The organism is Hyphomicrobium facile (assembly GCF_900116175.1).
GTDB lineage: Bacteria > Pseudomonadota > Alphaproteobacteria > Rhizobiales > Hyphomicrobiaceae > Hyphomicrobium_B > Hyphomicrobium_B facile.
This window is the reverse complement of sequence record NZ_FPCH01000001.1, coordinates 1,134,004-1,147,526: the sequence shown is the minus strand read 5'-3', so window position 1 is coordinate 1,147,526 and position 13,523 is coordinate 1,134,004. Positions and strand designations below refer to the sequence as shown.

The following is a 13,523-nucleotide window of genomic DNA, read 5'->3' as shown; positions in this document are numbered from 1 at the left end:
TAGCGAGCGGGCTCGATAAGGTGCCGCGCCGCCCGCGTCGGCGAGCGAATCTGCTCACTGTCTCGCGGGGCTCAGCCTGTAGATCCCGAGTATGTCTGCAGCAAGTCGTCCACATGTTCCGATCCGGGCACCGGGTGCCGATGCAATGCATTGTTTTCACAAGGATTTTTTGATAGCCAAGGGGCCGTGGCACGACGCCGCGCGAGTGGCTTTCGCAATTCAATTCTGCTAGAGTATAGCAACGTATTTTGCACCGGCCGCCGGCGCATCCAGCCCGCCCGATTTTACCCCAGAAAGAGCTCACTTTGACCGACAGAAGCGACGACGACCAACCGGCTGGCCGCGAGCCGAGCGACATCCGTCCGATCCTGATTTCGGACGAGATGAAGCGCTCCTATCTCGACTACGCGATGAGCGTCATCATCTCCCGTGCGCTGCCCGACGTGCGCGACGGTTTGAAGCCTGTGCACCGCCGCATCCTCTTCGCGATGAACGAGCTTGGGCTCGACTGGAACAAAAAGTACGTCAAGTCGGCGCGTATCGTCGGCGAGGTGATGGGCAAATACCATCCGCACGGCAACCTCGCGATCTACGACGCTCTCGTTCGCCTCGCGCAGGACTTCTCGGTCCGCGTTCCGCTCGTCGACGGCCAAGGCAACTTCGGCTCCATCGACGGCGATCCTCCGGCCGCAGAGCGCTACACCGAATCCCGCCTCGCCAAAGTCGCGACATACCTTCTCGACGATCTCGACAACGATACGATCGATTTCAAGGACAACTACGACGGCCAGCTGAAAGAGCCGTCCGTCCTGCCCGCCAAGTTTCCGAACCTGCTCGTCAACGGTGCGGGCGGCATCGCCGTCGGCATGGCGACGAACATTCCGCCCCACAATCTCGGCGAAGTCATCGACGCCTGCGTCGCCGAACTCGAAAATCCCGAGATCACGATCGACGAGCTGGCCCAGATCATTCAGGGGCCGGACTTCCCAACGGCGGGCATCATCCTCGGCCGCGGCGGCATTCTCTCCGCCTATCACAAGGGCCGCGGCTCGATCATCATGCGCGCGCGTGTTGTGGTCGAGAACATTCGCAAGGACCGCGAGGCGCTCATCGTCACGGAAATTCCCTATCAGGTCAACAAGCGGACACTGATCGAGAAGATCGCCGACCTCGTGCGCGACAAGAAGATCGAGGGCATCTCCGACCTCTGGGACGAATCGAACCGCGAAGGCATCCGCATCGTCATCGAATTGAAGCGCGATGCGGTCGCCGACGTCGTCTTGAACAATCTCTATAAGTACTCCGACCTCCAGACGACGTTCGGCGCCAACATGCTGGCGATCAACGGCGGCCGGCCCGAAAGCCTCAACCTGAAGGACTTCATCACGGCCTTCACCCACTTCCGCCAGGAAGTCGTGACGCGCCGGATCAAGCACCTCCTCAACAAGGCGCGCGATCGCGCCCACGTCCTCGTCGGCTTGGCGATCGCCGTCGCCAACATCGACGAAGTGATCAGGCTGATCCGCTACTCGGCGTCTCCCGCCGAGGCGAAAGAGCAATTGATGGCGCGCGACTGGCCGGCGAAGGACATGACTTCGCTGATCCTTCTCATCGCCGATCCGCGTCACACCGTTGGGCCCGAAGGCTCATACCGCCTTTCCGAGGAACAGGCGAAAGCGATCCTCGAATTGCGGCTCGCACGCCTCACCGCTCTCGGCCGCGATGAAATCGCCGATGAATTGAACAAGATCGCGATCGAGATCAGGGAATACCTGGAAATCCTCGCATCGCGCGCCCGCGTCGTCGAAATCGTCAAGGGCGAGCTGACATCGATCAGAGACGAATTCGCGACGCCGCGTAAAACCGAGATCATGGATTTCGAGGGCGACGTCGACGACGAAGACCTGATCCAGCGCGAAGATTGCGTCGTCACCGTCAGCCACAAGGGCTACATCAAGCGGGTGCCTCTCGCGGCCTATCGCGCACAGAGGCGCGGCGGCAAAGGCCGCTCCGGCATGTCGACGCGTGACGAGGATTTCGTCACCCAGCTTTTCGTAACGTCGACGCACACGCCCGTGCTGTTCTTCTCGTCGCGCGGCATGTGCTACCGCATGAAGGTCTGGCGCCTGCCTCCGGCATCTCCGCAATCGCCCGGCAAGGCGCTCGTCAATCTCCTGCCGCTCGCAGAAGGCGAAGTGATCACGTCGATCCTGCCGCTGCCGGAGGATTCCACCACCTGGGGCGAGCTGGAGCTGATCTTCGCGACGCTGTCCGGCAACGTGCGGCGCAACGCGCTCGCCGACTTCGAAAGCATCAACCGCAACGGCAAGATTGCGATGAAGCTCGACGAGGGTGATCGCATCGTCCAGGTCGCCATTGCCAAGCCCGATCAGGACGTCTTGCTGACGAGCGCGGAAGGCAAGTGCATCCGCTTCCTCATCGGCGATGAAATCCGTCTCTTCAAGGGACGCGACTCGACGGGCGTCCGCGGCGTCCGGCTCGAAGAGGGCGACGAGCTGATTTCGATGGCGATCCTCGATCACTTCGATGCCTCCGCCGAAGAACGCGCCGCATACCTGAAGCAGGCGAGCGCACTGCGCCGCTCGGAGGAGGCTGAAGACGCCGAGACCGTGCCGGAAGCCGACGCGGAAGAGGTGAGCGCGGACGCCGTGACGCTCAGCCCCGAGCGTTTCGCGGCCATGCAAGCGGCCGAGCAGTTCGTGCTGACCGTTTCGACCAAGGGCTTCGGCAAGCGCTCGTCGTCCTTCGAGTTCCGCACGTCGGGACGTGGCGGCAAGGGCATCGTTGCGATGGTTGTCAACGATCGCAACGGCCGCCTGCTCGCATCCTTCCCGATCGGTGGGAACGATCAGATCATGCTCGTCACCGACGGCGGTCAGCTGATCCGCTGCCCCGTGCACGACATCCGCATCGCCGGACGCAACACCCAGGGTGTTCGCATCTTCAAGACGGACGCCGATGAAAAGGTCGTTTCCGTCGAGCGTATCCCCGAGGATGAAGCGGAAGAACGGGAAGCCGTCTCGGAGTGAATCACTCTGACGTCATCCCGGCGTAGGCCGGGATCTGTCCAAGCCTGAAAGTTGCGAAGAACTTCTGTTTGAACGGATCCCCGCCTTCGCGGGGATGACGTGGTGTGAGAGTTTTACCGACCCGGGAATGAGCGTGAGCCGATACGAAGAATTTGTCCGTCAGCGGGTAAGGGCTGGCTTTCCCGCTTCGTGCAACCTGATGATCGCCTCGCTGAGCGGGCATTTTGCTGCGAGCGCCGACCAGTCGCGAACCGATATGTGGAAGCGGCCTCGGCGCTCGATGATCTTCGCTGCGGCGAGCGCTGAGAATGTGCGCGAAACCGTATCGGCGTTGAGCGAAAGATAATCCGCGATGCTGTAGCGAGATAGCGGCAGCTCGAACGAGATCGACCGGCCGGACGGAATTCCGAGCCGGGTTCCGCTCTCCACGAGAAACGCTGCTACTTTCTCTTCAGAATTCAGCGCCGACATCGCCGCCACGTGCATCTGCTGCCGGGCATTCTGAGCGTTGAGACGCAGAAAGATCGTCTGCCAGAGCTGATTGTCGCTTGTCGATTCTTCGGCAAAGGCCGTCGTCGTGATCTTCCAGAATTCGGCCGACCGTTGCGACCTCAGCGCAAGCCCGGGCAGCGGCGCCTGCAGTTCGGGAACGACGACGTCACCGGGATAGAGCAGCGCGGTGATGACGCGGACGCCGGAAGCAACCGCGCATTCGATACCGACCACGCCTTTGGCGACAACGTAGACGAAGCCGCTGCCAAGCGACGCAAGCGCACAGCAGCTGCCAAGGCGCACGAACTGCGCGCGCCCTTGAAGCCTCATCAATGGCATCAATTCCGCATCGGCTCTGACGCGCTCGCCGGCGCGCTCGCCGCTTCTCAAGGCGGAGTTGTAGGCCATCATGGACATGGTGATCTCTCCGCACGGGCGCTCGGCTTCTTGATTGGCCGTTATCGTCCGGACAAGCGGAGCGGCATTTGATGTGAATCAATAAATGCCGTGTCGCGCGTATCACAGACATCGAGATCGCGGCATCGTTCTGATGCCGGTCAGAAGACAGCGCCTAAGAGCTCTGGGCGCTCTGCAGCGACGCACCGATAAACCCCCATAGAGACCGCTGAGTCGACAAATGCCTCGGCGGGACAGCAGGAACTCTGAGAGGAGCCGACGGATGCGAAGAGTGGGAATGGTCGTACTTCTGGCGCTTGGGCTATCGCTGAACGTCGCCAAGGCGAGTGCCGGGGACTACAGCGGCAACACGCTGGTGCGCGTGCAAGGCACGCTCGTCGCGCCGGACTCGAGTGCGAAGGTCAATATCGATCCGGGTGCCGACGCCCACGTCAGCACCGAGTGGATACCGACCCTGACGCTCACCCACTTCTTCACGAAGAACGTCGCCGCCGAGCTTTTTTGCTGCTTCGGGCGCCTCAACGCGAAGGGCGAAGGCGATCTCAAAGGTACCGACCTTGGCAGCTTCTGGGTCTTCCCGCCGATCCTGACTCTCCAATATCATTTTGATCCGATCAGCGGCTTCAAGCCCTACGTCGGCGCCGGCGTTCAGTACATTCACTACTTCGACGGCGGCCGCAGCGATCTTGGCGGCACCAAAATCAGCCTCGACGATTCCTGGGGTTTCGCCCTGCAGGGCGGCGTCGACGTCGAAATCGGCCGGGGCTGGTATCTCAACGCCGACATCAAGAAAGTCTGGCTCGATACCGACGCGTCGTGGAAAGACACCGGCGTCAAAGCCGATGTCACCGTCGACCCGCTCATTGTATCCGTCGGCGTCGGCTACCGCTTCAACTTGGCGGACCTCCTCGGCTCTCGGGCAGCCGCCGCCCCGCTCAAATAGCGCTCGCGCGCCGACCGCGTGATCGCTTGCCTTGAGGCCCGGAGAAATCCGGGCCTCTTTTTTGTGCGTGTACGATGTATGCGATTGAACGGCCTGGACGCTCCGGCCGCGTTTCAGCTAGGGATGGCATAGGCTCAAAAGCGCGGAGACCGAGAGTGGAAGCAGGCGAATCGAAGGGCGTTATTTTCGTCGCGTTCGCGTGCAACCTCGGCATTGCGATCGCGAAGTTCCTGGCGGCCGCCTGGACGCAGTCGTCGGCGATGCTCTCGGAAGCGATCCACTCCGTCGTCGATACCTCGAACCAGCTCCTCCTGCTTCTCGGCATCAACCGCGCAAAACTGCCGCCGGATGCCCAACATCCCTTCGGCCACGGCAAGGAAATCTACTTCTGGAGCTTCATCGTCGCGATGGTGCTCTTCTCTCTTGGCGCCGTGGTCGCGATCTACGAAGGCGTCGATAAGGTCCTCCACCCGCATCCGCTTCAGAACGTTTTCATACTTTACGCGGTGCTCGTCGTCGCGATGCTGCTCGAAGGCTATTCGACCGTGAAGGCGGTCGGTGAATTCAATAAGAGACGCCGATCGTCCGGACAGGGCTTCATCATCGCGCTCCGAGCCTCGAAAGACCCGACGCTCTTCGCAATCGTGCTCGAAGACCTGGCCGCAATGATCGGCTTGACGATTGCGCTTCTGGGGACTTTTGCCGCCCATCTTGGTGGATACGATTGGGCCGATGGCGTCGCATCGATCTTGATCGGTTGCGTTCTCGCTTGCGTCGCGATCTTCATGTCGAGCGAAATCCGCTCGCTCATCGTCGGCGAAGCGGCATCGCGACCCGTTCAAACCGGCATACGCGAAATCATCGAAACGGAAACGGGCTCCGGCAAACCGATCCGTAAGATCAACGAAATTCGGACGATGCACCTCGCACCCCAGGACATCCTGGTAACGGCGAGCGTCGATTTCGATGATTGGGTAAGCGCGAGGACGGTCGAGGACGTGACGGCGCGACTGCAGAAGGCGATCAAATCACGCTATCCGGAAGTCCATAATCTCTACATCGAGGTGCAGTCGGAGCAGACGTTTGCAGCGAGCAGAAACGCGTCTCACGTCCAAGTCGTTGGCAGCGCCGCCCACTGATACGCAGAACGCTGCGATTCCGCCAACGACTGTCCCTCTGTCCGAAACCAGCGCCCGTCGCGGCTCGCGCCGGGGGAAATTAAGAGGCGACATCGCATCAAACAATAATGGGCTGACTAAACACCCATGTTGACGCCATTTCAAAACAAACCCGCGTGACGACCGGTTTCTCAACATATCCGCAAGACCGCGGATGGCGACGGGCACTCACAAGAGCGCCACGAGCAATCAGACGTCCGCACTTGGCGGCCGCCTCCCCGGAGGGGAGTCGCCAAGTGCCAAGTAGAAATCTGGCGTCCCCACAAGGCCGCTCGTGGCGGCCGGCTCGCAGAACGCGAGTCGCCACGAGCAAAATCAAACTTCCGCACTTGGCGGCCGGCTCCGCGTAGCGGAGTCGCCAAGTGCAAACTAATAAAGCGTCGCCAAGTGCAAACTTAGAAAGGAATCTCGTCGTCGATTGCCTTGTCGAAGCCGCCCTTCGGAGCGCCGGTCTTGGCGACGCGACGCGTGTCGCCACCGCCTGAGCTGCCAGAACCCGAGTTGGACGAGCCGAACCCGCCGTCCGAACCGTAATCGGCGCCGCTCTCCTGCATCCCGACCGATGCGCCACGACCGCCACCGGCGCCATCAAGCATCGTCAGCGCACCATTGAAGCCCTGAATGACGACCTCGGTCGAATACTTCTCGGCGCCGCTCTGATCGGTCCACTTGCGCGTCTGCAGCGCGCCTTCGATGTAGAGCTTCGCGCCCTTCTTGACGTACTGCTCGATGACCTTGCAAAGCGGCTCGCTGAAGACGACGACGCGATGCCACTCGGTCTTTTCCTTGCGCTCGCCCGTTGCCTTGTCGCGCCACGTATCGCTCGTCGCGATGCTCAAGTTGGCGATCGGTCGGCCGTCTTGCGTGCGGCGGATCTCAGGGTCCTTGCCGACATTGCCAACCAGAATGACCTTATTGACCGACCCTGCCATTCGTTCGTCTCCTTAAATGAAATGCGATGACCGCCAGATCGCATATTGCGTTGGCCGCCAGATCGCAGCGCCGACGGAGTTCCTACACGCCAGCACCAATTGAGTTGCATCGACACGCCGCTCAAGCGAGCGGAATCTCTCTGCCGATATTAAAGGCTCGTCGACCGGCCTTCTTCCAATCATTTACTGTTGTCCACGGCCTTGGCGTCTGAAGTCCAGACGCGCGGCAGACCGTGGGACGTTCTCTAATTGTTCTATATAGGAAACCGCCCCATCCGCGCAAGTGGGGTCGTGCAGGGCCTCACAGTGACACTGCGAATCCTCACCCCCCGCCCCAGCCGCCAAATTGTGTTGCGGTGCCAGGAATGTCTTCTTGACTGACATGCAGCATCGTCTAGGCCGTTGTAGATAATAGCGCGAGCGCGCGCCCTCGGAGCACCACGCCGCAAATGGCACACTACAATTGCCTCAACTGTCCGGGATATTGCTGTTCGTATCCGGTTATCGCGCTGAACAAGCGCGACGTCGAACGCCTCGCCAAACATTTCACGCTGAAATACGAAACGGCGAAGCGGCGATTCACGCGCGAAGGCCACGGCCACAAATACCTGATGCGCCGCAAGGGCGATAAAATCTACGGCCGCATCTGCCAGTTCTTCGACACCAAGGAACGCCGCTGCACGATCTATAAGGCGCGCCCGGCCGCCTGCCGCGATTATCCGGGCCACGGCCGCTGCGGATATTATGATTTCCTGATGCACGAGCGCCGCTGCCAGAACGACCCGACGTTCGCCGCCATCACCAATCACAAAGACTGACAGAATTTGCCGCGCGTGGCGGCCGGCTCCAAGCGGAGTCGCAAGCGCAATAACGTCCGGCACAGGCGGCCGGCTCCCCCGCAGGGGAGTCGCCAACGCGCAATCAAAATAGAAAACCCCGCCGGATCCTCGGATCACGCGCGGGGTTCTAACCTTCGATGGATGGCCCAGATTATAACCGGACCTTAATTGAGGATGCGGTTTCGCCGCCCTCACGAATAATCCAAATTGTTATGGAAACAGCCCAGCCAAGCGCGGCCAAGTTCTCGAGAGCGCTCACCTTAGCTGCTGACCTCGCGAACGTCCTCGAGGTCTCGTCTGATAACCCGGTGGAGTCATCTCCTCTCCTCGCAAGAATTGCGCCGTCACGCCTGCTACCTACCGCATCAGCTCGGGGCCATTACGCGCTCACGAACAGACACGGCTCGCTGTCCAAACCGCAGCTCATCGGCCCATCGGCCGAGACGCATTTACCGGAACGGTCAGCGAAAGCAGCACCGTCACAATACAAATGTGTGCTTCAAACCTCTTGTCGTCAACCCGTCACGAAGCGGAAATCGATCACATTATCGCCCCCGCATATTTCCTCTGTTATGTACGGGCACTCGCGTCAGAACTGAAATCACCAACGAAAGACGACAACGATGACAGCAAAGAAAAGCGGCGGTTGCCTCTGTAAAAGCGTGCGTTTTGAAGTCGACGGCACGCTCAATCCCATTGTGGCGTGTCACTGCTCGCAATGCGCCAAGACGAGCGGTAACTTTGCGACAATGACGAGCACCGCTGCCGGCAACGTTGCGATGTTGTCCGACGAAGCGCTCCGTTGGTTTCAATCGTCCGAGACGGGGAACAGGGGCTTCTGCTCGCGCTGCGGCAGCAATCTGTTTTGGAAACAAACAGATGCCCCCGACATCTACATCACAGCCGGAACACTCGACCAACCGACGGATCTCAAGATCAGCGGGCACATCTTCGTCGCGTCGAAATCCGACTACTACGACATCACCGACGGCTTGCCGCAAAAAGACGAATGGTGACGATCGGCTGGCGGGGGCGCGTCACGTTACGCGCTTTCGCCGGCCGTGGCGTGATGCGCCTTCACCGGCTTGGTATGGCGCAGCAAGAACACGAGCGGCATCGAGAGAATGGTCAGGTACATCATCAGCCGGAAATTATCTTCGTAAGCGATGTTCGCCGCCTGGGCGTTGACCAGATCGTTGACGATCGCCTTGCCCTTCTCCGTGTGCAGGTCGATCGTCGAACCGAGATCTTGAACGGCGCGGCTATAGGGTGAGATGTGGCCGGCGAGGTCCGAATGCATGATGTCGGAATTTCGGGTCAACAGGAACGACGTCACCGAAATGCCGACGCTCGATCCGACATTGCGCATCAGGTTGAAGAAACCGGTCCCTTGCGCGTTGAGCGCATCGGGCAGCGTCGCGAAAGTCACTGTGCTGAGCGGCACGAAGACGAAGCCGAGACCGAAACCTTGGATGATCCCGGTATTGATGATCGTCGCTTGCGAGATATCCGCCGTGAACTGGCTCATCTGATAGAGCGAGATGGCGGTCATGACCAAGCCGGCCAACAATAGATATTTGCTGTCGACGACCGATATCAGCCGTCCAACCAATACCATCGCCGCCATTGTGCCGAGGCCCCGCGGGGCGAGAACCAGTCCGGCTGTCATCACCGGATAGTTCATTAGATCTTCAAGATAAGGCGACAGCAGAGACAACGTCGCAAGCAGCACCGCGCCGACGATGAAAATCAGCACATTCCCCATCACGAAATTTCGGTCGACGAACAATCGACCGTCGAGGAACGCCTTTCGCGCCGTCGCCGTGTGGACGATGAAGAGGTAGAAGCCGAGGATCGCGAGCGCAAATTCGATCTTGATTTCCGTCGACGAAAACCAGTCGAGTTGCTGGCCCCGGTCGAGAAATAGCTGCAGAGACGCTATCCCTAGACTAAGCGTCGCGAAGCCCATCCAGTCGAGCTTTTCGTTGGGTATTTTGTCCCTTTCCGCCAGAAAGAACCAGCCGAGCACAAACGTCAGGACACCGAACGGCACGTTGACGTAGAACACCCAGCGCCAGTTGTAATTCTGGGTCAGCCAGCCTCCGAGCGTCGGCCCGAGGATCGGCCCCAGCATCACGCCGATGCCGAAGATCGCCATCGCCTGTCCGCGCTGAGAGAGCGGATAGCTGTCGAGAAGAACAGCCTGAGACAGCGGTACGAGTGGCGCGCCAAACACGCCCTGCATGACGCGGTAGGTGACCATCTCGCTGATGTTCGTGGCGGTCCCGCAAAGCATCGAGAAAATAATGAAGCCGACGACACAGATGAGGAACACCGGGCGCCGGCCGAAACGCGCATCGAGCCAGCCCGTCGCCGGAGTGATGATCGCGGCGGCGACGATGTAGGAGGTGAGCACCCATTCGATCTGGTATTCGGTCGTTGCGAGGCTGCCCTTCATGTACGGCAGCGCGACGTTGGCGATCGTCGAATCCAACGCCTCCATCAGCGCCGCCGTCATCACGCAAACAGTTACGAAGGCCAGTGTCGAACCCGCCAACGGCCTTGGTGCTGCTGCGGCGGCGCCCGACATCAGCTGAATCCCACCAAGCCGGTCAGGTCGCGCCACAGCGTTCTAAGCGTGCGGTGATAGCCGGTATCGATCGAGACGGTCGCGCTCGCGCCGTCGCGCATCACGACGTTCGGGTCGGGCTTCGTGACGATGAGCCGAACCGGCATGCGCTGCACGACCTTGACCCAGTTGCCGGAGGCGTTCTGGGCCGGGATCAACGCGAACACGGATCCGCTTGCCGGCGTGATGCTTTGCACTTTCGCCTGCAGCGTCTGCCCCGGATAGGAATCTAGAACGATCGTCGCCGGATCTCCGACCTTGATGTGCGTGAGATCCGTTTCCTTGATATTCGCATCCACCCAGGTATCAGACCCGATCAACGAGAAGGCCGACGCCCCGACGGTCAAATAGCTCCCCGGCTGGATATTCTCGACCCTTGTTGCGGTCCCGGCGAAAGGCGCGAGGATACGGGTGAGGCGCACATTGCGCTCTGCGAGAGCGACCTTCGCTTTCGCCGCCATATAGCTGGCGTGCTGTTCGATCGGTATGTCGACGTTGCCGCCCAAGTCCGCCAAAGTGGCTGCGGCATTGGATTCTGCTGCCCGCTCGGCCTGCTGGGCGACGCGCAGCTCCTTCTGCGCCTGATCGAATTGCGCCTCCGTTGCCACGGCATCCTTCACGAGCGCACTGATGCGATCGAATTCCTGTTTGGCGTAGACGACGTCAGCCTTAGCCTGCGCCACATCCGCTAGATTCTGCTTGTAGGTCGCGACGAGCGCTCTGAGCTTATGGCTGACGGTCTCCAAGTTGGCCTTCGCTCCGTCGAGCGTGATCTGGAAGGGCTCCGGATCGATCACGAACAGCAGCTGGCCTTCCTTCACGAGTTCGTTCGGCCCGACTGCCACCCGGCTCACCTGGCCCGCAACCTGCGGGTTGATGGTGACATTGGCGGCGTGGACGTAGGAATCCTGCTCGCTGACATACGTGCCGCCGGTCAGGTAAAGCCAAAGCCCAATACCAGCGGCGACGACTGGCCCCAGGATCAGCAATGTTCGCCGTATCACCGGATGCTTCGGCTTGTCGTCAACCGTAACGTCTTTGGTTTTGAGATCCGTGGCAGTCGAGGTCACAATGGCGCTCCAACAGTCGCCCCCCTAAGGGTCGCCCCCAAGGCACGTTTCCCCTCCGGCGCATCGGGACGGCAGTTCGGCCCCACTGAAGGCTGGCTTCCGCCTCAAAAGCGCGGAACATTTGCAAGCGCAGGTCTTTGCTGCCTCGAAGGAACACCAGGCCCAGCCATTATGAAGCTGGCGGGAAAGAGCAATGTTCCATCGAGAGAGTATCAGCCCGGATTCTTGCGGGACGACTTCTTGAGTTGCTCGGTATTTGCTAAAACGAGCCGCAACTTCGCGGCACCCCGAGATCGCACTTAGCGAACCGCACTTAGCGAACCGCATCGCTGGATATTTCGATCAGCAAATCCGTTACTTGATCGGACACGCCTTATCGCAAGGCTGAGCCTCGCTCTTTTCAACGGAAGCGCGGAAAATGGAAACCGTTTCCTTCACGCAGTGCCCGCCCGCCTGAACGACACGGCTGAACGACACGCACGATGTTGTCGCCGGCCTTCCCCTCTGGCATAGCTCGGACGCATCTTCCGCGACCACGATCGGCTCGACGCGCCGCGCAGAACACAGCGGCCGTCTTGACCCAAAAAGAAACTTAGGAGCGACCCTCAAAGCCATGCCTCTATTCCTGATCACGGGCCACAGCGGAACAGGTAAATCGACGCTCGCCGCCGAGTTGTCCCGGCGCGGATTCCGCGCGATCGACGCCGACATCGATCAGACCCTGACCGAGTGGAGATGTCTGAAAACAAAGAAGGCCATCCCAACGCCGGAGCGCCCCGTCGATGTCAGCAAGCACGGGATTTTCTGGAATGAGGAGATAATGGAAGAATGGCTTCGCTCACCGAAACCGAGATTTATCTGCGGGATTAGCGGCAACGTGGAAATGTACCTGCCGCGCTTCAAGAAGATTTTTGTGCTTGAAGCATCCGAAGCCACGACGCGACGACGCCTCCTTTCCAGGACCGGCAACTCTTTCGGACAAGACGCGCGCGAATGGAAAGGGATTGTCGCCGCCCGGAAGAAATGGAACCCCTGGTACGCCCATAGGCACACGGTATTGAACGCCGAAAGTCCCGTCGACGACCTTGCCGAACAGATCATCGAAACGCTTCCGGCATTGGCGCGATTCGATGCCTATTCGAGGCTGGCGAAGGCCGTGCCGCGAGAATTCGCTTTTCTAATTGCGCATGTTGCAACAACAGTTGCGGAACCTGCGCTTTGCCTCACCTGATCGGGCACGCCTTATCGCACGGCACCGGCTCGCTCTTCTCGACGGAGCCGCGGAAAATGGAAACCGTTTCCTGGACGCACTGCCCGCCCGACTGAACGACGCGGATGATGTTGTCGCCCGCCTTGCTCTGGCAAAGCACGGCAGCATCCTGCGCGATCACGATCGGCGTATCGCTCGACGGCTGCAATTCATCAGCGAAGGCGCGCGATATCAGAAGATCGACGAGGCTTCCCGATCTCGAGGCCGGCTTCGGCAACTGCTCGAACGCGATCCACTCGTAGTTCACCTGGCCATCAGGGCTCTTCACCCGGATCGAGATATCGCCGGTCTTTGAACATGAGCCCACATCCACCCGCGCATTGCCTTGCGTCGCGAGCGACCGGTAGTCGATCTTGCAATCGAAATTCTTCTCGAGAAGCTTGGCCTGCGCCAGCCGGTGATCGACCTGGTTGAACGGCACGTCGTTTTTCCACGAGAAATAGAGATTGCGCGCCGTCGGGACGGCAGCTGCAACGGAAACCGCAAGCACGAGCAGCTTGACGACCGAAATGCTCCGGTTCACCGGATGCGCGGGGTGCGCAAGATTCAGCAGAGATGGAGCTTCGCTCATTGATATGCCCTCCCGGTAGCGACGCTTGACTGGTTTCGGCGAGCCTTACCGTGCCGTCAAGGCTGAATGCTGACGGCTTGCTGACAGACCCGTGAACGGATGCCCGGGAGGAAACATTCTCGCCGGGCAGGG

Annotated in this window: 11 protein-coding genes; 6 read left to right on the top strand and 5 right to left on the bottom strand. The window is 60.2% G+C overall.

Translation table 11 applies throughout. The annotated features are described in order from the left end of the window. The first annotated feature begins 305 nt into the window (after positions 1–305). On the top strand, positions 306–3,050 hold the full coding sequence (gene gyrA / locus BM399_RS05570; RefSeq protein WP_092865294.1) for a DNA gyrase subunit A: 2,745 nt from the start codon (positions 306–308) through the stop codon (positions 3,048–3,050). Positions 3,051–3,209: 159 nt separating this feature from the next. On the opposite strand, the gene BM399_RS05565 is transcribed toward gyrA, so the two are convergent. Continuing rightward, a complete protein-coding gene (locus tag BM399_RS05565; protein ID WP_244531086.1) occupies positions 3,210–3,959 on the bottom strand; it encodes a Crp/Fnr family transcriptional regulator in 750 nt (249 codons plus the stop codon). 262 nt (positions 3,960–4,221) lie between these two features. Here BM399_RS05565 and BM399_RS05560 point away from each other — a divergent pair, with 262 nt between their 5' ends. Then, entirely contained in the window at positions 4,222–4,902 is a 681-nt protein-coding gene (locus BM399_RS05560; RefSeq protein ID WP_092865291.1) for an OmpW/AlkL family protein, read from the top strand. Positions 4,903–5,057: 155 nt separating this feature from the next. Continuing rightward, positions 5,058–6,041 carry a cation diffusion facilitator family transporter gene (locus tag BM399_RS05555; RefSeq protein WP_092865288.1) on the top strand — a complete coding sequence of 328 codons (984 nt, stop codon included), beginning with the start codon at positions 5,058–5,060 and terminating at the stop codon, positions 6,039–6,041. A 434-nt stretch (positions 6,042–6,475) separates the two neighbouring features. Here BM399_RS05555 and BM399_RS05550 read toward each other — a convergent pair whose 3' ends face one another. Then, a complete protein-coding gene (locus BM399_RS05550; RefSeq protein ID WP_092865285.1) occupies positions 6,476–7,012 on the bottom strand; it encodes a single-stranded DNA-binding protein in 537 nt (178 codons plus the stop codon). A 449-nt stretch (positions 7,013–7,461) separates the two neighbouring features. On the opposite strand from BM399_RS05550, the gene BM399_RS05545 reads away from it, so the two are divergent. Both BM399_RS05545 and BM399_RS05540 read left to right on the top strand, forming a co-directional pair. Then, the gene (locus BM399_RS05545; RefSeq protein WP_092865282.1) at positions 7,462–7,830 is read left to right on the top strand and encodes a YkgJ family cysteine cluster protein; all 369 of its coding nucleotides are present in this window, start codon (positions 7,462–7,464) and stop codon (positions 7,828–7,830) included. A 644-nt stretch (positions 7,831–8,474) separates the two neighbouring features. After that, positions 8,475–8,867, top strand: coding sequence for a GFA family protein (locus tag BM399_RS05540; protein ID WP_092865279.1), 393 nt, complete (start codon positions 8,475–8,477; stop codon positions 8,865–8,867). A gap of 26 nt (positions 8,868–8,893) precedes the next feature. Here the strand turns inward: BM399_RS05540 and BM399_RS05535 are convergent, their stop codons facing one another. Both BM399_RS05535 and BM399_RS05530 read right to left on the bottom strand, forming a co-directional pair. Beyond that, positions 8,894–10,441, bottom strand: coding sequence for a DHA2 family efflux MFS transporter permease subunit (locus BM399_RS05535; RefSeq protein ID WP_092865276.1), 1,548 nt, complete (start codon positions 10,439–10,441; stop codon positions 8,894–8,896). Then, complete coding sequence (locus BM399_RS05530) at positions 10,441–11,484, bottom strand: HlyD family secretion protein (RefSeq protein ID WP_092866391.1); 1,044 nt, start codon at positions 11,482–11,484, stop codon at positions 10,441–10,443. Before BM399_RS05530 ends, BM399_RS05535 begins: the two co-directional genes overlap by 1 nt. 679 nt (positions 11,485–12,163) lie before the next feature. Here BM399_RS05530 and BM399_RS05525 point away from each other — a divergent pair. Beyond that, on the top strand, positions 12,164–12,781 hold the full coding sequence (locus BM399_RS05525; protein ID WP_092865273.1) for an AAA family ATPase: 618 nt from the start codon (positions 12,164–12,166) through the stop codon (positions 12,779–12,781). Here BM399_RS05525 and BM399_RS05520 read toward each other — a convergent pair. Beyond that, a complete protein-coding gene (locus BM399_RS05520; protein WP_092865270.1) occupies positions 12,774–13,391 on the bottom strand; it encodes a hypothetical protein in 618 nt (205 codons plus the stop codon). The genes BM399_RS05525 and BM399_RS05520 overlap by 8 nt on opposite strands. Positions 13,392–13,523 lie beyond the last annotated feature (132 nt).